Annotated in this window: 13 protein-coding genes and 1 pseudogene; 3 read left to right on the top strand and 11 right to left on the bottom strand. The window is 62.5% G+C overall.

Going from position 1 to position 23,224, the window contains the following annotated elements:
• Positions 1 to 3: 3 nt before the first annotated feature.
• The 3 genes and pseudogenes from Q363_RS33190 to Q363_RS33175 form a co-directional block, all read right to left on the bottom strand.
• Positions 4 to 1,941 carry a glycoside hydrolase family 88/105 protein gene (locus tag Q363_RS33190; protein ID WP_035359163.1) on the bottom strand — a complete coding sequence of 646 codons (1,938 nt, stop codon included), beginning with the start codon at positions 1,939 to 1,941 and terminating at the stop codon, positions 4 to 6.
• 128 nt (positions 1,942 to 2,069) lie between these two features.
• On the bottom strand, positions 2,070 to 2,930 hold the full coding sequence (locus Q363_RS45160; protein ID WP_245632645.1) for a hypothetical protein: 861 nt from the start codon (positions 2,928 to 2,930) through the stop codon (positions 2,070 to 2,072).
• A gap of 1,267 nt (positions 2,931 to 4,197) precedes the next feature.
• Positions 4,198 to 4,452 (bottom strand): annotated as a pseudogene (locus Q363_RS33175) (DNRLRE domain-containing protein); the annotation flags it as partial.
• A 545-nt stretch (positions 4,453 to 4,997) separates the two neighbouring features.
• Between Q363_RS33175 and pgm the strand changes: the two are divergent.
• Positions 4,998 to 6,644, top strand: a complete 1,647-nt coding sequence (pgm, locus tag Q363_RS33165) for a phosphoglucomutase (alpha-D-glucose-1,6-bisphosphate-dependent) (RefSeq protein WP_035359158.1) — start codon at positions 4,998 to 5,000, stop codon at positions 6,642 to 6,644.
• A gap of 30 nt (positions 6,645 to 6,674) precedes the next feature.
• Here pgm and Q363_RS33160 read toward each other — a convergent pair whose 3' ends face one another.
• The 5 genes from Q363_RS33160 to Q363_RS33140 all read right to left on the bottom strand — a co-directional run bounded on the left by Q363_RS33160 (position 6,675) and on the right by Q363_RS33140 (position 15,075).
• Complete coding sequence (locus tag Q363_RS33160; RefSeq protein WP_035359349.1) at positions 6,675 to 8,006, bottom strand: TolC family protein; 1,332 nt, start codon at positions 8,004 to 8,006, stop codon at positions 6,675 to 6,677.
• Complete coding sequence (locus Q363_RS33155; RefSeq protein WP_035359156.1) at positions 7,993 to 11,043, bottom strand: efflux RND transporter permease subunit; 3,051 nt, start codon at positions 11,041 to 11,043, stop codon at positions 7,993 to 7,995. The genes Q363_RS33160 and Q363_RS33155 overlap by 14 nt, the downstream gene beginning before the upstream one ends.
• 2 nt (positions 11,044 to 11,045) lie before the next feature.
• Positions 11,046 to 12,359, bottom strand: a complete 1,314-nt coding sequence (locus Q363_RS33150) for an efflux RND transporter periplasmic adaptor subunit (RefSeq protein WP_051979684.1) — start codon at positions 12,357 to 12,359, stop codon at positions 11,046 to 11,048.
• A 32-nt stretch (positions 12,360 to 12,391) separates the two neighbouring features.
• Entirely contained in the window at positions 12,392 to 12,763 is a 372-nt protein-coding gene (locus tag Q363_RS33145) for a hypothetical protein (protein ID WP_157468153.1), read from the bottom strand.
• A gap of 80 nt (positions 12,764 to 12,843) precedes the next feature.
• Complete coding sequence (locus Q363_RS33140; RefSeq protein WP_035359153.1) at positions 12,844 to 15,075, bottom strand: TonB-dependent receptor; 2,232 nt, start codon at positions 15,073 to 15,075, stop codon at positions 12,844 to 12,846.
• An 82-nt stretch (positions 15,076 to 15,157) separates the two neighbouring features.
• On the opposite strand from Q363_RS33140, the gene Q363_RS33135 reads away from it, so the two are divergent.
• Positions 15,158 to 16,303: an alginate lyase family protein gene (locus Q363_RS33135; protein WP_035359347.1), complete on the top strand. Its 1,146-nt coding sequence runs from the start codon at positions 15,158 to 15,160 to the stop codon at positions 16,301 to 16,303.
• 185 nt (positions 16,304 to 16,488) lie between these two features.
• On the top strand, positions 16,489 to 19,752 hold the full coding sequence (locus Q363_RS33130; RefSeq protein WP_035359152.1) for a TonB-dependent receptor: 3,264 nt from the start codon (positions 16,489 to 16,491) through the stop codon (positions 19,750 to 19,752).
• 599 nt (positions 19,753 to 20,351) lie between these two features.
• Here Q363_RS33130 and Q363_RS33120 read toward each other — a convergent pair.
• The 3 genes from Q363_RS33120 to kduI are packed head-to-tail and all read right to left on the bottom strand — an operon-like array spanning position 20,352 to position 22,979.
• Entirely contained in the window at positions 20,352 to 21,002 is a 651-nt protein-coding gene (locus Q363_RS33120) for a bifunctional 2-keto-4-hydroxyglutarate aldolase/2-keto-3-deoxy-6-phosphogluconate aldolase (RefSeq protein ID WP_035359149.1), read from the bottom strand.
• 42 nt (positions 21,003 to 21,044) lie between these two features.
• Positions 21,045 to 22,148: a sugar kinase gene (locus tag Q363_RS33115; RefSeq protein WP_035359148.1), complete on the bottom strand. Its 1,104-nt coding sequence runs from the start codon at positions 22,146 to 22,148 to the stop codon at positions 21,045 to 21,047.
• Positions 22,149 to 22,979, bottom strand: coding sequence for a 5-dehydro-4-deoxy-D-glucuronate isomerase (gene kduI / locus Q363_RS33110; RefSeq protein ID WP_035359147.1), 831 nt, complete (start codon positions 22,977 to 22,979; stop codon positions 22,149 to 22,151).
• Positions 22,980 to 23,224: the final 245 nt, after the last annotated feature.

Below are 23,224 nucleotides of genomic sequence, written 5' to 3'. Positions count from 1 at the left end.
GCTCTACTTCGTCTGACGCAGCGCCCAGCCCGCCAAATCGATCGCCGCATCGTAGCCATCGAACTCGAGCGGCAGCTTGTTTCTCCGATCGACGTACTCGTTGTAGACCCATGGGTCGACGACGGCGAAGACGGTTCCCTTTCCAACCTTCGCCACAGCCATCAGAACATCACCCTTGTCGGTCAGGATCGACTTCGCCGGCCCAGATACGGTGATGGTGGAGATCTCCTTCAGATAAGCCTGGTGCGGATAGGCAAAGACTCCCGTCCCGGCCGGAATCATCACCGTCCCCTGGGGCCAGGTGTTGTTATCGACCGTGTTGCGAAGCACCGCATTGAAATGAATCCCGAACCGCTCGCTCATCGTGTTGAAGTGATCGAACTCGGAGTTCGTCTTGTCGTTCTCCATCAGGATGAGAACGCCTCCGGCTTTCACCCACGCCTCAATCGCATCGCCGCTGGCCTTATCCATGTAGTGCGGGTCCGGGTTTTTCGCCGGAATATCCGGCGAAGCAATAATGTAGACCTCCGCCTTCTTCAGATCGGCGACAGTGGGTGCCGTCTTCAAGGTTGCGAGCTTCGCGCCATAACGCTCGAACGCCCGGCCAAAGAATGCAAAACCAGGATTTGCATCGTCATCCCACTTGTAGTGGAAGAGTTCCGTCTGTCCCGCAGCGTTCTTTCGGGTCTGCGAATTGAACCAAGCATCGACCATCACGGTCTTGCGCTGCCCTTGCGCCTCCGTCGGCGCCTGTCCCATCTCCGAGCCCGCCATCAGGTAAGCGCCAACCCCCTTGGCGTCGTTCCCCCGCGTCGTCTCACTGATGTAGTAGTCAAAGGTACCGGATCGATACGGCGTGCCTCCCAATCCTCCCACCTTCACGGTTCCATCCAGCTGCATCGTGCCATCGGCCTCTGTCTTCACAAACGCCGTCTGGATCGCCTCCCAGCCCTTGCGCGCACTCGCCTCGTCGGCCTGCGGCAGATACCCCATGCGCACACCCTTGGCGATGGCATAGACGAACATGCAGCTCGCCGAAGCTTCCGTAAAGTTCCCCTTCTGCGATCCCTTGTCCATCACCTGCCACCACAGTCCCGTCTTCTTGTCTTGGTAGGCAATCACCGCCGCCGCCGTGCGATTCAGCGCGTTCACCAGCGCCGCGCGCTGCGCATGGTCCGCAGGAAACCAGTCCAGCACATCCACCAGTGCCACCTCATACCAGCCCAGCGCCCGCGCCCACGCCTCGGGCGAAAGACCGGTCTGCGGATCGGCCCACTTCATCTGCTTCGACTCATCCCACCCATGGTGCAGCAGCCCCGTCTTCGGGTCGCGCATTTGGTCGAACATCAGCAGAAACTGTTTCGCAATGTCGTCGAACTCGCCCGGCTCCTGAAACGTCACCGCGTACATCGCCCGAAACGGCTCGGCCATGTAAGCGCCGTCGAGCCACATCTGATTGGGATAGATCTGCTTGTGCCAATACCCGCCGCTGGCCGTACGCGGCTGCGCCGCCAGCTGTTCGTGAATAAACTTCGCCGCCTTGTAGTACTTCGGCTGCTGCGTCACACGATAGACCAACAGCACGGCGCGCCCCAGCTCAATATCGTCCAGGCTGTGCGCCTCAGTCTTATAGCCCTTGATGCTTCCATCGTCCGCGATGTATTTGTCGACCGACTCCTTGATGTAGCGGAAATCGTCGCCATTAGCTGTCGCGTGCCACTGAGCGGCCATACCGTCCAGTAGCACGCCCTCCTCATAGCCCCACTCTCCCGGATGGTTCTCCGTCGCGACCACACCGCGCGGCCATTGCTTCATAATCGACGCCGCCATCTTCGCCGAGGACTCGTCGATCTTCAACGCTCCTTCGGCCCGAGCCGCCGTTCCCCACACCGCCTGTACCGAAAGTAGGCACCCAAGAGCCACCGCTCCAAACAGCTTCATCCTTACATTCCCCGTAAATCAAAATTCGAGATGCACACCAGCATACCTGCTGCCGCAAATGATCTGCGACGCAACAGCCCCCCATTTCGATCACTGAAATTCTCTGCTTACCTCGCGAGCCAGACGCGTCAGTTACACGCCAGCGCAGTCCACACCCCGGCGGCCGTCCCGCTGGCGCCGCTGATGATCAGATCGACGAAGCCGCCCGCCGCAACCGAGATGCTCCCCGTCGCCGTGCACGTCGCGCCACTGGGTGCCGCGCACGAGAGCGCCGAGTTCGTCATCGCCCCCGGGGTTCCCGTTCTCAGCGTCACCGTGATGGTGTTCGACTGCTGCGAATAGACCGCCAGAGACGTCGCTGTGCAGCCCGTCGGAACCCACGTCAGCACCTGTTCCGTCTCGGTTGCGCTTGAGTTCGTATTATTCACCGAGTAGTAGACCGAGTTGAACGAGACCGCGTGGTACATCGAGGCAAACGGAATCCCGCTCGTTCCCGCGCCTCCTCCGCCACCGCCGCTAGCTCCGGGAGCCCCTTGCGGAATAGTGAAGTTCAGGACCACGGCAGCCGGAGTGCCTGAGTTCGTGACGGTCGCCTGCGTTCCTGCCGCGCCCGTCGTCACGGTTCCAATGCTGACGGTCGCGGCTGCGCCTGCCGGTCCTGTCGCACCCGTACTTCCCGCCTGCGCCAGCATCGCCCACGCGGCAGGCGTTACATCCGGCTGGGCGCCCAGGCTCGTCGCCAGCGCCAGATACGTGCTGCCTCCATAGAAGACCGCATCCTTGGCAAGATACCCGGTCGAAGCGGACCATGTGCCCTTGTAGCTCACGCCCGCTGGTCCCTGTGGCCCCTGCGGGCCCTGTGCTCCCGCAGCACCCGGCGTCCCAGCGGTTCCCCCCTGGGCAAGCACAGCCCAGTACGAAGGGCTGATATCTGGCTGCCTTCCCGCGCTGGCCGCGAGCGCGATATAGCTTCCTCCTCCGTAGCTCACCACATCGCCTACGGCGTAAGAGCGTCCAGTAATCCATGCTCCGGTAAAGCTGACCGGAGGCCCCTGCGGCCCACTTGCACCCGTCGCACCAGTAGCCCCCCTGCGGCCCCGCAGGCCCCTGTGCTCCCGTTGCTCCCGCCGGCCCGGCTGGACCCTGCGCCGCCAGCACCGCCCACCACGAAGGGCTCAGCGAAGGCGTATTCCCCGCGTTGCCTGCCACCAGCGAGATATACGTCGAGCCGTTGTAGCTCACCGCATCATGTAAAGCATAGTTCGTGGTCGAGCTGTAGTTCCCGGTATAGTTCGCCACCGCCGGCCCCTGCGGACCCGTCGCTCCCTGAACCCCCTGCGACCCCTGAGGACCGGCTGGCCCCTGCGGCCCTTGCGGACCCTGGGGTCCGGTCCCTCCCGCGACACCCGTCGGCCCTTGCGAGCCGGTCGCAAGACTGCCCACGCCGCAGGACTCTGGTCCGGCGAATTTCCGTGGTTGCCATCGATCAACGAGACGTACCCCGAGCTTGCCGTACAGCACCCCATCACCCGCCGCATAGTTGGTCGCCGAAGAGTACGCTCCGCGGAACGTCATCCCAACCGTCCCCGCAGGCCCCATCGGCCCGACCGGCCCCTGCAACCATTGAGGCCCCTGCGCCCCCGGAATGCCCTGCGCGCCCGCCTGCCCCGGAATCCCTTGCAGACCCTGCGGCCCCTGCTCCCCCGGAGGGCCCACCGATCCCGGCAGCCCCTGCGGCCCCATCGGACCTGCCGCCCCGGCCGGTCCCTGCGGTCCCGCAGGGCCCTGCGCGGTCAGCACACCCCACTGCCCCGGACTCAACGAAGGAGTATTCCCATGGTTCCCGTTCAGCAGCGAGACGTAGCTCGCACCCTGCCACAGCACTACATCGCCCAGCGCATAGTTCGTCGTAGCACCATAGTCCCCCTGGTACACGAGCCCCGGCGAACCCGCAGGCCCGGTCGCACCGGCCAGCCCCTGCGCCCCGGTCGGCCCCGCAGGCCCCATCAAACCCGCAGGCCCAGCAGGCCCCTGACTTCCCCCATGCCCCTTCGGTCCCTGAGGCCCCGCAGGCCCAGTGGCTCCCGCGGCCCCCCTGAGAACCCGCAGGTCCAGCAGGCCCAGCCGGTCCCGCCATGCCCGGATCTCCCTTCAGCCCCGCCGGCCCCTGCGACACCAGAACAATGTCCAGCACCGCAGCATGGCCCGTTAGGTCGTTCTCCTTGCTATCAAACTGCACCGCGGCCGAACCCGCCGTCAGCGCCATTCATTATTCGTCGACGAGCCGTTCACCCACGCCTGGACCTGTGCCGTCACATCCACCGACACATACGCTCCACCCTGACTCACCGTAAAGACCTGCGCCGCCGCACCCAGCGTGGGCAGCGTCGCATAGGTCACGCTGTACTCGCCCCAGCTTGCATTCACCGGCTGCACCGTGACCAGCCCCGGAGTATCCGCGCGGTTGCAATAGAGCCGCAGCACGGCGCGCGAGATCTGCGAAGCCGTCGTTCCTGCGGCAAAGTGCCCAGGTCAAACTGCAGCAGCGCCGTGTACCCGGCCCCAACGTTCAGGTTTGAGATCGCCCCACTGTTAGCCGCCGGTCGCGCGCTGTTCACATGCGCATCAGCGACCAGCGTCGCCTCCACCGCCGAGGCCCGCGTCGCCACCGCCAGAATCGCCGCAACTCCCAACCAACGGGGAAAGAATCTGCCAACCACGCCCATCCGGACCCTCGGAGCCACCGCCTCCCGCACCGATCGCTCGGCCGGGAGGCCTGGCTCACACTGCTCAACGATCGAAGCTCTGCGATGCACGTTGCCACTGGTCATGACCTGACCATGCGTTTCCTGTTCCGGGAACAGAGACTGGGAGTAACTCCCATTTTAGGACAGATGCATCGAAAACACAACCATACTACATACGACTTCCGTGTTATCCCGCACCAGAAGCCGCATCCGTTCCCTTCCCGTCAACCCGCATTTCCCTCCGGCACCCGCCATCTCATATAGTGCAAAGATCGGCAGCAGTCGTCTCCAAAAGGAATGAACCACACTATGAGCTCTCTTGAGACCAATCGGCCCGGGCATCTTCCCTCGCTCGACTCCCTCGTCGACGTCCCCCGCCTGATCACCGCCTACTACGCTCTCCATCCCGATGCCGCAGTCGCCTCGCAGCGCGTCGCCTTTGGAACCTCCGGACATCGCGGCAGCGCCTTTGCCGCCTCCTTCAACGACGACCACATCGCCGCCATCACCCAGGCCATCGTGGAGTACCGCACCGCCGAGCGCACCATCGGTCCTCTCTTCCTCGCCCGCGACACCCACGCGCTCTCCGAGCCCGCCTTCACCACCGCGCTCGAAGTCCTCGCCGCCAACGACGTCGAGGTCATGATCGACGAGCATCTCGGCTACACCCCCACCCCCGTCCTGTCGCACGCCATTCTCACGCGCAATCGCAACCTCAAGCTTCATCGCGCTGACGGCATCGTCATCACGCCCTCGCACAATCCACCCGAGGACGGCGGCTTCAAGTACAACCCTCCCAACGGTGGCCCCGCCGACACCTCCGCCACCAAATGGATCGAGAACCGCGCCAACGAGATCATCGCCTCCGGCCTACGTGACGTGAAACGCATCCCCTACGCCCGCGCCCTCGCCTCGGACAAGACCTACCGCCACGACTACATCACCGCCTACGTCGACGACCTCGCTAGCGTCATCGACTTCGACGTCCTCCGCGGCACCACCCTCAAGCTCGCCGTCGATCCACTCGGCGGAGCCGGCGTCCACTACTGGCCGCGCATCGCCGAGAAATACTCTCTCCCGCTCGAGATCCTCAACCGCAACGTCGATCCCACCTTCCGCTTCATGACCCTCGACTGGGACGGCCGCATCCGCATGGATTGTTCCAGCCCCTACGCCATGGCCAGCATGATCGCCAGCAAGGACAAGTTCGACGTCGCCTGGGCCTGCGACACCGACCACGACCGCCACGGCATCGTCACCCGTTCCGCCGGCCTGCTGAATCCCAACCACTACCTCGCCGTCATGATCCAGTACCTCTTCACCAATCGCCCGCAGTGGAGCGACAAGACCGCCATAGGAAAGACGCTAGTCTCCTCCAGCATCATCGATCGCGTCGCCAAAGGACTCAACCGCCCCATGCTCGAGGTCCCCGTCGGCTTCAAGTGGTTCGTCGACGGCCTCCTCGACGGCTCGCTCGGCTTCGGCGGCGAAGAGTCCGCCGGGGCCAGCTTCCTGCGACGCGACGGCGCCGTATGGACCACCGACAAGGACGGCCTCATCCCCGGTCTGCTCGCCGCCGAGATGACCGCGCGCACCGGCAAAGACCCCGGCCAACTCTACCAGGATCTCACCGCAAAGTACGGCGCACCCGTCTACCAGCGCATCGACGCCGCCGCATCCAAAGAGCAGAAGGCCAAGCTCGGCAAGCTCTCGCCCTCGCAGGTAAAGGCCAAAGAGCTCGCCGGCGAACCCATCACCGCCATCCTCACCGAGGCGCCCGGAAACCACGCGCCCATCGGCGGTCTCAAGGTCGCCACCGAAGACGGCTGGTTCGCCGCGCGCCCCTCAGGAACCGAGGATGTCTACAAGATCTACGCCGAGAGCTTCAAAGGCTCCGACCACCTCAAGCAGATCCAGACCGAGGCTCAGGCTTTGGTCAACGCCGCCATCGCCTGAGCCGCGAAGACGGGGAGTAGCATGCGCACGCTACTGCCCCGTCTGGTAGCGAATCGCCGCCAGGCTCTGCTGATAGTCGTACCGCGCATTCGTGTTGCCGATCTCCGCCGAGGTCTGCGCCAGCTCCGCCTGGCTCAGCTCCACGATACTGCTCAGTCCGAGCTTGTATCGCGTCTGCGCCAGGTCCAGCGCCTGGTTCGCCTGCGCCAGCAGCTTCGCCGTCACGCTCATCCGTTCATACGCCGACTGCGCGCTCAGCCACGACACCCGCACATCGCGAGCAATCCTGTTCCTCAGCTCGCGCGCCTGTTCGCGAGCCGCATCCGCCCTGTAATCGGCCTCCTTCGCGCGCGCCGAATTCAGCCCGCCATTGAAGACCGGAACGCTGATGTTCACGCCCGCCGCGCCATACCACGACGACGTGATCTCATCGGCGCGCACCGGCGCTCCGCCTGCTGTCCCCAAAGCAGAGATCGTCGGCCTCCACAGATCATGCTCCGCCTTGCGAAACCGCTCCGTCGCCTGGAACTGATCGTCCAGCGCCGCAAGATCGGGCCGCGAACGCATCGCCAGCGCCGTCAGCGAGTCCACATCCTGCGCCGGAGCCGCAAGCTCTCCCTTCGCGTCATCCACCAGCACAATGCTCTGCTGCCGCTCATATCCCATCACCGTGCTCAGATCCGCAAAGGACGCATCTTGCTCATTCTGAGCATCCAGTAGCAACAGCTTTGCTTGGTTCAAGTTCACGTCGGCAAAGCTCTGGTCCAGAGTCGACTTCAGCTTCGCGCTCGCCAGCGACCCGATCAGGTCGGCGTTGTCCTGCCGGAACGCCACCGTCTTCTTCGCGACATTCACCACAGCCTGCGCCGCGAGCGCGCGATAGAACGCCGCATCCACAGCCAGACGAATATCCTGCTCCGTCGCCATCGCATCGGACTGCTGCGCCTTCTCCCGCAGTCCCGCACTCGCTACAAGGTTCTGCGTCCGGCCAAAGTCCGTGATCAACTGGCTCACCGTAACGCCCCCCGCCGCGCGCGTGTAGAGCACCGGGTTGTTGAGAAATCCAGCCGTCACGCGACCGCCATCATGAGCCTGCACCGCCGTCAGGCTTCCCGTCACCGTCGGCAGTTCCGCCGACCTCACCTCGCGCGTCACCTGTCCCTGCGCCAGCGCGAGCAGGCGCGCCGTGGTGACACGCGGATGATTCTTCAGCGCAATCGCCTCTGCGTCCGACACCGTAAGATTCGTCGCCACCGGCACGGCAGCGGCATTCGTCTGCGCGCCCGCAGGCACCGGCAACAACATCCCCAGCAGACAACATCCCAACCGGCCGCTTGCCAGCGCCTTCTCAAGCCTTCTCACGAACAACCTCCTCCTTGCGATGCATCAGCAGATACGCCGCCGGAACCACGAAGATCGTCACGACCACGGAAACTGTCAGGCCGCCGATGATGGCCCGAGCCAGCGGAGCATACTGTTCACTGCCTGCCTCGAGAGCCAACGCCATCGGAACCATGCCCAGAATCGTCGCCAGCGAGGTCATCAGCACCGGACGCAGACGCACGCGGCACGCCTCTGCCACCGCCTCTTCAATCGGCATACCCACCCGTCGCAGCGTCCTCGTGAACTCGACAATCAGAATCGAGTTCGACACCACAATGCCCGTCATCATGATCACGCCCATCAGCGACATCACATTCAGCGTCGTGTGCGTCACCAGCAGGAACAGAATCACGCCCGTAATCCCCGGAGGAATCGCCAGCAGAATAATCAGCGGATCGATGAACGAAGCGAACTGCGCCATCAGGATCAGGTACACCAGCACGACCGAAAGAATCAGCCCGATCCCGAAGCTCTTGAACGACTGCCGCATCCCTTCCACCGATCCACGCATCGTCACCAGAACCGTATCTGGTACATGCGTATTGGCAATTACCTTGTCGACGCGGTTCGCCAGTCCTCCCAGGTCCTCCCCGGAGGGCGACACGTAGATATCGATGACGCGGCGAAGCTGATAGTGATCCACCTCCGTCGGCGTGTCGATGCTCTTCACCTCGGCCACCTCCCCCAGCGTCGTCACGCTCGCTCCATCCTTCGAGTGCAGTGGTATCTGCTGAAAGTCCGTCATCGACCGCACCTGCGAGTCCCTGTACTGCACCGTCAGCAGATAGTTGTTGCCACTCTTCGGATCGACCCAGAAGCTGGGCGCAATCATGCCATTCGAACTCAGCGCCGTAATCACGTTGTTCACGACCTCGCGTGACGTCAGCCCCAGCTTCGCCGCCATCTCGCGATTCACATTCAGCTGTATCCCCGGATAGTTCAGGTCCTGCGGGATCAGCACATCGCTCACACCCTTCAGCCCGCGAATCCTCTGCGCCAGCCCGTTCGCCGTGCGATACGCCTCGCGCATATTGCTTCCGCTCACCTGGATATCGATAGGCGCAGGCAGTCCGAGATTCACCACCGCATCCACCAATCCGCCTGTCTGGAAGTACGTCGAAAGCTCCGGCAGATCGTCGCGAAGCTTCTCCCGCACCCGCTGCATGTACTCGAAGCTGCTCCTCGAGTGCTCCTTCTTAAGGCTCACCTGCACAAACGCCGTGTGCTGGCCGGAGTTGCTCGTGTAGATCGCCGAAAAGTCCGGCGTGATGCCGATGTTCGACACGATCATGCCCAGGTCCTTCTCCGGCACGACCGAACGAATATCCGCCTCCACCCGCGCAATGTAGTGGTCCGTCAGCTCCAGCCGCGTGCCCGTCGGCGCCTTCACATTGATCACGAATTGCCCCGGGTCCGTTCGCGGAAAGAACGACAGCCCCAGGAACGGATACAGCCCGAGGCTGAGCAGGAACACTCCAACCACACCCAGCACCACAGCCGCCGGTCTTAGCAGACTCTTCCGTATCAGAATGTCGTAGTGCATCAACCCATGGTCGTAGCGCCTGTTGAACCACCGCACGAACCTCTGGAACGCGTTGCCACCCTCATGATGCCCCGCCTCATGGTGCGCACTACGTAGAAAGCGCGCGCAAAACAGCGGCACAACCGTCATCGCCACCGCGTACGAGGCGAACAGCGACAGCACCACGCTCAGCGCCAATGCCACAAACAGAAACCGGCTGACACCGTACAGAAACACCACCGGGAAGAACACAATCGCCGTCGTAAACGTCGCTGCCAGAACCGGCAGAGCCACCTCGCGCCCGCCCTCCTCCGCAGCCTCTTCCGTAGGCTTGCCCATCTCCATGTGGCGAAAGATGTTCTCGAGCACCACTACCGAGTTATCGATCAGTCGCGAGAACGCCAGCGCCAGGCCGCCCAGCACCATGCTGTTGATCGTTCCTCCGCCAACGTTCAACGCAAGAAACGCCGTCAGCACCAGGCCGATGCCGCCCTCGCTCCCCAGGTTCGCAATCGCCGTCTTCACAAACGCCGACTGGTCAAACACCACCCTCGTCACCAGCGACTTCGGTACATCCAGCAGCCTCCCGATCGCCGAGCGCACACCGTTCACCACGGCAATCGTGCTGCCGCCGCCTCCCTGCTTCAGAATCGGCAGGTACACCGAGTGCTGCCCATCCACACGCACCACGTTTGTCTGGATCGCCGAAGCATCCTTCGCCTCTCCAACATCCGACACCAGCAGCTGCCCGCCGTTGACGCTCTTTAACGGCATGCGATCGATCTCCTCCGTAGTAGGAGCCTGAGCATTCGTATAAATGTTGAAGTCCTTCGGCCCGATCCGCACATCGCCCGACGGCAGAATCGCATTCGACTCATTCACCGTCCGCACCACATCCATCAGGCTCAGCTGGCTCGCCTCCAGCTTCATCGGATCCACATACACCTGAATCTGCCGGTACTTTCCTCCGAACGGCTGCGGCACCGACGCTCCCGGAACGCTCGCAATTTGATTGCGCACCGTAAACTGCCCAAGGTCGTGCAGCTCCGTCTCGTTCAGCCCCTCGCCCTTCAGCGTGATCAGACACACCGGCAAACTCGACGCATCAAACTTCAGCACCACCGGAGGCAGAGTCCCCGGAGGCAACCGCCGCAGCTGCGCCATCGCCAGATTCGAGATCGTCCCAACCGCCGCGTCCGCATTCGTGCCCGGTTGAAAGTACACTTTGATCAGACTCACGCCCGTCAGCGATCGCGACTCGATATGGTCGATCCCGCTCCCCAGCGTAAAGAATCGCTCGAACGGATTCGTAATGCTCGCCTCAATCTGCTCAGGCGGCATGCCGCTATAAAACGTCGCCACAACCACCACAGGAATGTTGATATCGGGAAATAGGTCCACCGGCATGCGCGCCACCGTCACCGATCCCACAACGGCAACGATCAGACACAGCATGATGATGAAGAACGGATAGCGAATCGCAAATCCTGACATCGCTATTGCTCCTTCCCGGCCGAAGCCTGCGCCATCGCGCTCGGCCGCGCATCCACGTGCTGACCCGGTTCGAACGAAGCCAGATTGCCCACAATCACGCGCTCTCCCTCATGCAGCCCATCCACCACCTGCACCGCATCCGGAGTCTCCAGCCCTGTCCGTACCGCGCGCCTCTCCACCGTATGGTCCCGCTTCACCACCAGCACTGAGGTTCCGTTCGTCCCGCGATCCAAGGCCTGCACCGGCACCGTCAGCGCATCCGGGCTGCCCGCAATGCGCAGCGTCACATCCGCATACATCCCCGGCGTCAGCCTTCCCTTCGGATTCGCAACATCCACCTCCACCTGCATGCTCCGCGTCGTCCGGTCCAGAGCACCCGTCGTCCGCACGACTTTTCCTCTGAAACGATCGCCCGTAGCCTGCACCCGCACATCCGCCACATCGCCATCCCGAACATATCCCGCCAGCGACTCCGGCACTGGAATCCGCAGCCGCAGCACGCTCACCTCCGCCACCTTCACCACCGGCATCGATCCCGCATTCGACGTGCCCGCCTGAATCAGCGCGCCCGTATCCGCATACCGCCACGTCACCACGCCATCAAACGGAGCCGTAATCCGCGAGTAGTCCGCCAGCGACGAGTAGTGCATCTTCTCCGCTGAAGCCACGGCCATCTGCTGTTCCTGCGCCGCAACCGTCGACTTCGCCACCGCCACCTGCGCCTCCGCCGCGCGGTCCTTCGCCTCCGCATCGTCCAGCTCCTGCTGCGCGATCATCCCCGGCCGCGCCCCCGCTGCCTGCCGCAGACGATCCGCGGCCATATGCAGCGCGTGGTAGTTCGCCTCCGCACGCACTACCTCACTCTTGGCCAGCGCAATCTCCTCCTGGCTGTGCCGCACCCCGGCCTCCGCGCCCGTCACCTGCGCATTCAGCTCCGGAACCTCAAGCGTCGCCAGCACCTCGCCCGTACGAACCTTATCGCCGATGTCTACGTTGATCCGCCGGATGTAGCCCGCAACCTTCGCATGCAGCTCCACCTCCTGGAAAGGCACAAACTCACCAGCAACCGATAACGTCTTCTCGATCGGTGCCCTCTCCACCGTGGCCACCGCAGCGCGCGCCACCGTCGCCTTACCCTCCGGCTTCGCATCGTCACCCTTGCAACCACACACCGCCGTCGCAACCGCGGCTACGCACAATCCTGGCAGCACTCGACGCCAGGTCCACGAAGACCGATCCATAATCAACTCGCTCAAATCACGTTTCAGGTTGAAGACTTCAAAGACTGCACTCGCCGAAGACTCGGAGGTCTTCAAGGCAGATCGAAAAGCAGTCTGTCAGAAGGGATTTAGAGAACGGGAGGAGCTCTGAGTTGCGATGGTCGAGCAAACCGTTGCTGCCGGACAGCGACCGCAGCTTCACGCCGCAGCCACACGCCGCGGTCCAGCGAAAACAGCGTTCCGCGGATCGCAACAACGACCATCAGCAATACGAAAAATCCTGACACCAATTCAAGCGAAGCCAGCTCCGGCCCATCCGGCGACGCCATCACCGCGGCCTCATGCTGCCACATCTTGCTTGAAGCGAGCGATCGTATCTGCTGACTCTTCGGCTGGTACAGCGAAAGCTTCGCCGCGAACGAAAACACGAGTACCAGCAAGCACATCGCCACCACAGCGAACCGCGCCAACTGCTCCTGTCTCGTTCTGCCGAATGTCAAGAACATTTCCTTCCACAATAGCATCGCCGGACAAAGATCGACCATAGCTTGATCGTTGGACGCTGATTCGCCACCTGCCGTTAGTGCAGACGAATGCCTCCCGCCACAATCCTCGGCGCACCCAGCGTCAGCAGCGGCGTACGCCCCGCCTCCACCCTTGTGTCCGCCACATTCTGCACCGAAGCCCACACCTTCACCATCCGACCAAACGCATGCTCAGCATACAGATCCACCTGCGCATAAGGAGCCAGCCTGTACTGGTTGGCCGAGTCGTCGAACTGCTGCCCGCTCGTCCTCAAATAAACGCCAAACACACCCCAGCGCTCCTTCTCCATCCGCGCCTCCACCGACGCCGAGTTTCGCGGAACCTGCGCCGTCCACTTCCCCACCAGCGTCGGATCGGCCTGAAACTTCGTCACCGTCGAGTCCGCATACTGATACCCCGCCTTCACCACAATAAACTCCACCGGTCGTATCTCTGCCTCCAGCGTCACGCCCTTGCTCGTCAGCTGTCCTAAATTCTGCCGCTGCAGCAGCTGGCTCGTCGGCGTCGTGACCAACGCCACCGCAGCCACCGGCCGGTTCACCTGCGTCCAGAAGTAGCTCGCCCGCACCGACCCGATGCGATGAAGGTTCACCAACCCGCCTGCCTCCCATCCCGTCGCTCGCTCCGACCGCAGCGCCGGATTCGCCAGCGTCGTCTGCTGCCCCACCTGCCCCGTGCGATATAGCTCATTCAGCGAAGGCCCGCGAAACGCTCGAAACGCCGACGCCGTCAGCGACACGCCGCCGCGAAGCTGCTTCACGACTCCCAGCCTCGGATCGAAGATCGTCTCCGCAATCTCCGGCAGCACCGGCACCGGAGTCGCTGCCACCTGTCTCGCATCGAAGCTCGCAAAATGATCCACCCTCGACGACAGCGCCACCGACCACGTCTTCGGCTGCCACAGCAGCTCTCCGTACACGCCCGTGTCTCGCTGCCGCGCACTCGTGCTTACTGTCCCCAGCAACAATCCATTCACCACCGGAGTCTCATTGTCCGTGCCGCGCGTATCCAGCACATCGGCGCCCGCCACCGCTGTCCACGCGCCAAACGTTCGCGCCCACTGCCCCACTGCCCCCAGCTGCGCCGACGGCACCTCCTGCAGCCTCGTCAATCGCTCCGTCGCGCGCCCCGGTGCTACCGACGAAAAGCTCTGCCGATATCCCTGGTTCGCCCCATGCAGCCGCAGCAGAAAACGTCCCGCGCTCGTACCATTCCAGTCTCCCCCACCCGCATACCGCCAGATCCGCGTCGCGTTCGTCGTCAGCGGAGTGCCGTTACTTCGCGCCTCATTCAACAGATTGCCACGAAGGAAAACCGCGCTGTCCGTACCCATGCCATGACGAAACTCCAGCCGTCCGCTCTGCGAATGCACATTCGAAGGAACGTCCACCGGCCCTCGAACCTCCGGCGCCGTCAGAATATATCCACCCGTCCGAAACAGTGTCATCGCGCCCAGCCCGCTTACGCCCTTCACCGTTCCCGCCAGCAACCCGTTCACCGTTGAAGTACTCTCGCTCGCGCCGCTCGCCTCAAGCCCATACCCAAAACCCTCGGGCACAACTGGCACAACATCGATCACGCCGCCGATCGCGCTCGATCCATAAAGGTCCGAAGCCCCACCGCGCATCACCTCTACCTCGCGCATCGCCAGCTGCGGAATCTCATTCCAGTGAATCCATCCTCCAAACGCATCATTCAGAGGAACCTGATCGCTCAGCACTAGCGTTCTGCTCGCCGCTGTCGAACCCAGCCCGCGAAGCGATGTCCCCTGGGTCGTCGGATTCGCCACCCACGAGCTCGTCCTGCGAAACAACTGAAACCCCGCCACCTGCCGCAGCCGATCGTCCAACGTGAATCCCGGAATCTCCTTCAGCTCCACCGCCGGCATCGTGCGTACGCTGCTTGCACTCGCATCCAGCGCCAGCGGAGTCCGCGCCGCCGTCACCTCCACCACCGAGCTCGCGCCCGCCACACGCAGCACCACATCCAGCTCATCGCTCCCACCCGCCGCCTGCGTCGCCGCCGCAAATCCCTCGTGCAAGACCGCCACAACGCTCTGCGCTCCCTCCACCCGAACCTGCGCACACCCCGAAGCATCGGTCGTTACCTCCGCTCCTCCGCTTGCAACCACCGCACCCGCGACCGCAGCGCCCCTCTCATCCTTCACGCACACCATAACCGCGCGCTCTGCCGCCACCGCCGCGACAGACCATCCCAGCACCCAAACCAACGCGACACGCACCACATTCCTGCCCACAAAACTCATCCTTCTCCAAATCTTACTTACCGAAAGCCCCCGCCCATCCGCCTCAGCCCCACGTGATACTCTTCCGCCCATGGTTGCCGTCATGCACACCACACGCAGACACTTCTGCTCAACCGCCGCGGCGTTTTTCTTAACCACCCAACTCCCCGCGCAAACGCCCTCCACCGGCTCCTCCACGCGCCCCAACGTCGCCGCCCTCGATCACGACCGCATCCTCGCCGCCGCCGACCACTACCTCACCCAACCCCCCGCTCCCCTCACCACGCTCCCCTCCCCCGACTCACCCGGCACCCCCCAGGACTACTTCTCTCAGTCCACCGACTCACCCGCCCCCTTCACCGCCCACCGCGACGCGCTCCTCTCCCTCGCTCACATCGTCCCCGCCCTAGCCTCCGCCTGGGTCATCACCAAAGACGAGCGCTACGCCCAGCACGCCGTCGCTCACCTCCAGGCCTGGTTCGTCTCTCCCGAGACCTCCATGACGCCCAGCCTCGAATACGCCCAGGTCGCCGCCTCCGGCAAAGCCCGCCCCGAAGGCGTCATCGAAGCCGTACACCTCGCCGAGGTCGCCCAGTCCATCCCCTTTCTCTCCACCTCCGAGGCCCTCACCGAGCCCACCCTCGACGCCGTCACCAAATGGTTCACCTCTTACCTCGAATGGCTCAACACCTCACGTACCGCCGGCCTCGCGCGCGACATGCGCGACCACAACGGCTCCTCCTGGCTCCTCCAGGCCGCCGCCTGCGCCCACCTTAATCTCAAAGACGACCGCGCCCTCACCGCGCTGCGCCATCAGTTCAAGGCCTCCACCATCCGCGCCCAGATCACCTATGACGGGACCTTCCCCCGCGAGCTCACCACACCCAACCCCTACCGCAACTCGCTCTTCAACCTCGACCTGCTTGCCGGCGCCTGCGAGCTCCTCACCACCCGCTTCGAGACCGTATGGGACTACGAGCTCCAGGACGGCCCCAGCATGCGCATCGTCCTCGCCAGACTCTTCCCCTACATCGCCCGCCGCGGCTCCTGGCCCTACAAGGCCGACGCCGCCTTCTTCAACGAGCTTCCCCTCCGCCGCCCTGCGCTCCTCTTCGCCGCCCGAGCCTACAACCGGCCCGAGTATGCCGACCTCTGGAAGACCCTGCCGCCCGACACCGACAACCCCGAGCTCGACCGCACCTTCCCCATCCGTCAGCCGCTGCTCTGGGTCACTCGTCCCCGTCCGTAACAAACAAGAAAAAACCGCAACTACTTTTTTTCTTGGGCAGATACACCGCTAAGTTCAACAAATGTAGATTATTCAGTGCTTTACGCAAGGGATTCAACACGGCTTAGGGCAAATAGTTTTGTTATTCACCGAAAAGTAACACGATTTTCATTTAAGGCCTCAATACTCTCACAGAGAGGCCCAATATGAAATTCATACGTCTAATTGCACTCCTGACCATCTTTGTCTCCGCCAGTCTAGCGTATGCACAGAGCACCGTCGGAGCCATCGCTGGAAACGTAACCGACCCCTCCAACTCCGCCATCGCGGGCGCCAACGTCACCGCCACCGATGAGAAGACCGGAAGGCAGCGTCAGACCACCACGAACGAGAGTGGCAACTTCAACCTCGTCCAGCTCCCGCCCTCCACCTACACCCTCGACATCTCGCAGGCAGGCTTTGCGAAGCTTCAGGCCAAGGGCATTGTCGTCCAGGTTGGCCAGCAGCTCACCCAGAACTTCGCCCTCAAAGTTCAGGGTGAGCAGAGCACCGTTACCGTCGACGCAGGCTCCGCGGCCCTTGAGATCGCCTCCGCCAAGATCGGCGCCAACGTCCCCACCCGCGAGATCGAGGAGCTGCCCATCAACGGCCGCCAGATCTCCCAGCTCTACCTCCTCGTCCCCGGCGCCACCAACACCGGCACCGGAACCTTCGGCGACATCCGCTTCTCCGGCCGCGCCGTCGAGCAGAACATCATTCGCCTCGATGGAATTGAATCCACCTCTATCATTGACACCACCCCCGGCAACCTCAACGGCGAACTAGGCTCCCTCTTCCGCCTCCAGCAGTCCCTCGAGGCCGTGCAGGAGTTCCGCGTCGACTCCTCCAACTACCCCGCCGAGATGGGAACCGGTACCGGCGGACAGATCTCCTTCATCACCAAGTCCGGCGGAAACAACTTCCACGGCTCCGCCTTCGAGTACCTCCGCAACGACTACTTCGACGCCCGCAATCGCTTCAACGCCAAGGGCGTCGGAAATCCAAAGTTCCGCCTCAATCAGTTCGGCGGCTCCTTCGGCGGTCCCATCATCAAGGACAAGCTCTTCTTCTTCGCCACCTACGAAGGCCTGCGCCAGACCTGGGCAGCTCCGTATACTCAGGCGACCCTCAGCAACTACACCAAGTCTCTCATCCCGACCTCAAGCGCCGTCTATCCGCTGCTCGCGGCCTTCCCTGCTGATCCGTTCCCGTTGGATCCTGCCTTCACTTCACGGACAGTAACCACCATCGGCAGCAACACCATTCAGGAAGACTTCGGAGACGTCCGCTTCGACTACCACATCAACAATCGTTTCAGCATGTATGCCCGCTATAACATCGACCAGGGCAACTCCACACAGGTCCAGGATGCGTCCCTCAGCAAATTCGGCCAGGTCTCAGTCCCCCAGAACGCCGTCCTCTCCTTCAACCAGATCTGGTCTCCCCGTATCTTCAATGAGACCAAGTTCGGCTACAACGGCATCAAGATGCGCGTGCTCGGCCTCCCTGGCGCCAGCCCCAACGCCGACATCAGCAAGGCCCGTATCTCCGTCGCCGGTCTTACCAACGTCGGTGCGCTCATCTCGCTCTCAAGCTCCTTCAACGGCGTAGGCGCACCCTACGCCGGTCAGAGCTACTCCTATATCGATAACCTCTCCTACGTCGTCGGAAACCACAATATGAAGTTCGGCGTGGAGATCCGGCCCATCGGTCTCTACAACAACCAGATCGGTGGAACCACCTACACCTACAACTCCATCAGCGCCTTCCAGGCCAACTCTCCGGCCCAGATCCAGTTCTTCGGAGACCTCAGTGACCCCAGCCCCTTCACCGGTCTCAGCGGAGATGCGCACGTCAAGCAGACCTACTACATCGGCTACGCACAGGATGAGTGGAAGCTTCGTCCGAACCTCACCCTCAGCTACGGCCTGCGCTACGAGTACTACTCGCCCCTCCACGAAGACCGCGACAAGGTCGTAGTCTTCGACATGAACGCCGGAACCATCTATCCCAAGTACTCCGGCGACTGGTACGGCAGCAACAAGAACAACTTCGGACCACGCGTCGCCCTCACCTGGGCCCCCAACGCGCTCAACGGCGAAACCATCTTCCGCATCGGCGGAGGCGTCTACTACGGTCCCGGCCAGACCGAAGACCAGATCCAGCCCGAAGCTAACGATCGCGTCAGCCGCACCTTCACCTCCGGCAAGGTCTATCCCATCGTGCCGGCCACCGATGTCTATGCCAACTACGACATCAACAGCCCAACGCTCGGATATCAGCCCCGCGCCTACGCTCCGAAGTACAAGATCCCGGAGCGCGTCACCACCTACACCGCCTCCATCGAACAGCGCCTTCCCGGCCAGGCCCAACTCATGATTGGCTACGTAGGATCGATGGGTCGCAATCTCTTCCTGCGCTCCATCACCAACCTCATCACCGGCGTCACCACCAACCCCACCACCGGCGTTGGAACTCCCATCCGCCAGTTCGGTGGCCGCTTCGCCGAGATCGACTACAAGACCTCCGGCGGAACCGACATGTACAACGCCCTCCAGACGCATCTCCAGCGTCGCTTCTCTCAGGGACTCACCTTCGGCGCACAGTACACCTGGGCCAAGGAGCTCGGAACTACCTCCGGATCCAACGAAGCCACCACCGCCCAGAATCCCTACGACCTCCGTACGGAGTATGGCCGTGGTATCAACGATATTCGCCACAGCCTCAACGCCACCGTCCTCTACGACCTTCCTTTCGGTCACGGAAAGGCCTACTCCCTCTCCGGTCCCATGAATATCGTTGCGGGCGGCTGGCAGGTCGGCGGCATCGTCAACTTCCGCAGCGGTGTTCCCATCGACGTCCTCGTCACTCGTTCTGACATCGCCTACGTCGGCAAACCCGGCACCTCCATCGCTGGCCAGACCTTCGCCAGCCCTGTCGTCACGGCCGGCGTCGTCCAGACCACCGCAGTCGTCAACGTCCCTGGCGGCGGCAACAGCCGCAACATCCGTCGCCCCAACATCGTCCCCGGAGTCAACCCCTACATCAAGTCGGGAGTCCAGTACCTCAATCCGGCCGCATTCTCCACCCCCGCGCCCGGAACCTTCGGCAACTATCGCCGCAACGACCTGAGCGGTCCTAACCTCGCCCAGCTTGACTTCACCCTCGGCAAGACGTTCCACGCCACCGAGCGTGCCTCGTTCGACTTCCGCGCCGACATCTACAACATCCTCAACCATCCCAACTACGCCAACCCCGGCACCGTACGCCTCAACCAGACCCTCTCCTCTGGAGCGGCAAACCAGCCCGGAGCGCCCTACTCACAGTCCACGGCCGGATCGGCCTGGGGAAGGCTCTCCTCCACCGTCGGAAACCAGGTCGGAATCGGAGCGAATCGTCAGATTCAGCTCTCCCTCCGCGCCAACTTTTAGCCGTGCTCTGAGCGAGAGCGCCGGGGACGACTCCCTCGGCCCAGGCGCACTCGCTCATCATGGTTTCTCGCAGCCGCCGGCCTGTGCCGGCGGCCTTTTTCTTGGTAAATCATCTCCGCTGAATTTCGAAGCTCACACTTTTTACGTGACATCCCGACCGAAGCGGCGCCGCGCAGTGGAGGGACCTGCTTCTCTCCCCCTCTCAGCTGAAGGAGCGCTTCTCCGAGCGGATCGATCTTGGTAGGCGTCATCTCCTTATTGGGCGTCATTCCGAGCGAAGCGAGGAACCCCCGCATTTCACACCGCCCGCCCTGGCCACGAACATCACTTTTCCACACAAACCCTTGTCAAGCCCCAAAACCACCTAAACCAAACAAACAAAACGAAATATAATGTGCCGATTAATTACCCTCCACCCGCTATACTTAACTTAAATCAGCTCAGAAAAACAAAGCCCCGACCAACCGGTCGGGGCTTTCCTATGACACATCAAGACTTTGCTGACGACAAGCCCGCAAAAATCAATACGTTCCACCCAAAGTACCAACCTATCTCCCCTGTTTTAAAGACTTTGACACAAAACAGGGGGAGGGGGGATGTCAGGACTTCGACTGGAACTCCTTCACGATCGCCAGGTACTTCTTCGCGCTCTCGGTCACAATCTCCGGCTTCCCTTCCGCCATCGCCTTCGTGTTCACGAGGTCCGCTCCGACCCCAAGCGCAAACGCACCCGCCGCGAGGAAGTCGTTCGCCGTCGCCAGCGACACCCCGCCCGTCGGAATCATCTCCACCTGCGGCAGCGGAGCCTTGAGCGACGACAGATACTTCGCTCCTCCCAGCGCGCTCGCCGGGAAGATCTTCACCACATCCGCCCCAGCCTCCCACGCCGTCACCACCTCCGTCGGCGTCAGAGCCCCCGGCAGCGCAGCAATCGAATACCGATGACACATCTCGATGGTCTTCACATTCAGCGCCGGGCTGACAACAAACTTCGCGCCCTCTAGAATGCAGGCCCGCGCCGTCTCGGCATCCAACACCGTGCCCGCCCCGATCAGGATGTCCGGCCTCTTCTCCGCCAGCGTCCGCATCACCTGGATCGCCCCCGGCACCGTCATCGTAATCTCGAGCACCGTAACCCCACCCGCAGCAATCGCCTCGGCCAGCGCCAGCGCCTTCTCAACCGACTCCGCACGCAGCACCGGAACCAGTCCAATCTCCTTCAAGCTCTTCAGAACTTCAACCTTCGTCATCGCATCTCCTAACCACTAACAACTAATCACTGACCACTGTCTCTAACGCTGAACGCGAGCGCCGCCGCCCTTCATCACACGCTGCACCTCGTCGAACGTCGCCATCGTCGTATCGCCCGGCGTCGTCATCGCAAGCGCACCATGAGCGCAGCCGCAGTTCACCGCCCAGTCCGCGCCCTTGTCATTCAGGAAGCCGTAGATCAGCCCCGAAGCGAACGAGTCGCCGCCGCCGACGCGGTCGAAGATCTCGAGATCAGGCATCGGCCGGGCCTCGTGGAACTTACCCTCGTAGTAGCAGACCGCGCCCCAGTCGTTCACGCTCGCCGTCTTCGCATGTCGCAGCGTCGTCGCCACCGCCTTGAAGTTCGGATACGTCGCGACAGCCTTCTCGATCATCTTGCGGAAGTTCGCCGAATCCAGCTCGCCCAGCTCCTCGCCGACGCCCTCGATCTCGAAGCCGAGAGCCGCCGTGAAGTCCTCCTCGTTGCCGATCATCACATCGACATACTGCGCCAGGTCGCGGTTGACCTCCGTCGCCTTCGCCTTGCCGCCGATCGCCTTCCACAGAGAGTCGCGATAGTTCAGGTCGTAGCTGATCATCACGCCGTGCTTGCGCGCCGCCACCATCGCCTCCTTGGCAACCTCAGGTGTCGTCTCGCTCAGCGCGCAGAAGATGCCGCCGGTATGGAACCACCGCGAGCCTTCCTTGCCGAAGATCTCGTCCCAGTCGATCTCGCCGGGCTTCAGCTGGCTCACCGCCGTGTGACCGCGGTCCGAGCAGCCGAGAGCCGCGCGAACGCCAAACCCGCGCTCCGTGAAGTTCAACCCATTGCGCGTCGTGCGGCCCACGCCATCGTATTTCCTCCAGATCACATGCGACTGGTCCACGCCGCCCTGCAGCATCAGGTCCTCGACCAGCCGTCCCACCGGATTGTCCGCCAGCGCCGTGACGATCGCCGTCTTCAGCCCAAAGCACCGCCTCAGGCCACGAGCGACGTTATACTCACCGCCACCCTCCCAAGCCTGAAACTGCCGCGTCGTCGCGACACGAACGTCGCCGGGATCCAAGCGAAGCATCACTTCGCCCAGGCTGACCAGATCCCACTTGCACTCTTCCTTCTTGCGAATCGTCAAACTTGCACTCATCTATCGAAGCTCCGTAATTGCTACAGCGTCCATGTCGTCATACACCTGGTTCTCTCCGCCCATACCCCAGCAGAAGGTGTAGTTCTTCGTTCCAACGCCGGCATGGATCGACCACCCCGGTGATACCACAACTTCCTTGTTCGCCATCACCAGATGGCTCGTCGCATCCGGCGGCCCCATCAGGTGAAGCACGCGATGCGCCGGATCAACATCGAAATAAAAATAGACCTCGCTGCGCCGCATATGCGTGTGCGGAGGCATCGTGTTCCAGTTGCTTCCCGGCTCTAGCATCGTGAACCCCATCACCAGCTGGCAGCTCTTGATGCCGTCCTTATAGATAGCCTTGTAGATCTTGCGTCGGTTGCAGGTCTCCGCCGTGCCAAGCTCGACCGGCTTCATCTCGCCGAACTTCACCATTACGGTCGGATACTCCGCGTGCGCGGGATAGCTCAGCAGATAGAACTCGGCGGGCTTCGCAGCATCCTTGCTGGTGAAGGTCACATCCTTCGATCCGCGGCCGACATACAGAACGTCGAGCTTGTCCAACTCGAAGGTCTTGCCGTCCACAACCACCGAACCCGCGCCCCCGATGTTCAGCACGCCAAGCTCGCGGCGCTCCAGGAAGTACTCCGCGCGCAGCTCCGGCTCTGTCTCGAGCTTCAGTGCAGCGCGGGTCGGAACCGCAGAGCCGATCACCGTACGGTCGAGATCCACGTATGCGAACTCAATCTCGCCGGGCTGAAACAGCTCCTCAATCAGAAACGTCTCGCGCAGCTCGTCGGTGTTCATCATCTCGTACCGAACAGCATCCGCCATCTGATACAGCCTCATCGCACATCTCCTTCTTGCATCGACTGTGTTGTGCACTGTGTGGATTCGCACTTGACCGTGCGTTCAGCATATAGCCTGCGTTTGCCGCAGTCCTATGCCATATGCCCTAGTGGAAAAACGGTCCCATCCACCATACGAAACCAGAAGAATGACGGTCAACAAAATGCCAATAACCGCACGAATGCCTCCGCCTCCGCGCACGAGCGAAGGTAACCAGACATATCATTTGCTCCGCTCCCTGTTCC

The organism is Edaphobacter aggregans DSM 19364 (assembly GCF_000745965.1).
GTDB lineage: Bacteria > Acidobacteriota > Terriglobia > Terriglobales > Acidobacteriaceae > Edaphobacter > Edaphobacter aggregans.
This window is presented reverse-complemented; position numbering and strand designations above follow the sequence as displayed.

What these genes read in the sequence shown, in the direction of transcription:
- Q363_RS33190 (WP_035359163.1), bottom strand. Translation starts at nt 1,941, where the DNA reads ATGAAGCTGTTTGGAGCGGTGGCTCTTGGGTGCCTACTTTCGGTACAG.
- pgm (WP_035359158.1), top strand. Translation starts at nt 4,998, where the DNA reads ATGAGCTCTCTTGAGACCAATCGGCCCGGGCATCTTCCCTCGCTCGAC.
- Q363_RS33155 (WP_035359156.1), bottom strand. Translation starts at nt 11,043, where the DNA reads ATGTCAGGATTTGCGATTCGCTATCCGTTCTTCATCATCATGCTGTGT.
- Q363_RS33140 (WP_035359153.1), bottom strand. Translation starts at nt 15,075, where the DNA reads ATGAGTTTTGTGGGCAGGAATGTGGTGCGTGTCGCGTTGGTTTGGGTG.
- Q363_RS33135 (WP_035359347.1), top strand. Translation starts at nt 15,158, where the DNA reads ATGCACACCACACGCAGACACTTCTGCTCAACCGCCGCGGCGTTTTTC.
- Q363_RS33130 (WP_035359152.1), top strand. Translation starts at nt 16,489, where the DNA reads ATGAAATTCATACGTCTAATTGCACTCCTGACCATCTTTGTCTCCGCC.
- Q363_RS33120 (WP_035359149.1), bottom strand. Translation starts at nt 21,002, where the DNA reads ATGACGAAGGTTGAAGTTCTGAAGAGCTTGAAGGAGATTGGACTGGTT.
- Q363_RS33115 (WP_035359148.1), bottom strand. Translation starts at nt 22,148, where the DNA reads ATGAGTGCAAGTTTGACGATTCGCAAGAAGGAAGAGTGCAAGTGGGAT.
- kduI (WP_035359147.1), bottom strand. Translation starts at nt 22,979, where the DNA reads ATGAGGCTGTATCAGATGGCGGATGCTGTTCGGTACGAGATGATGAAC.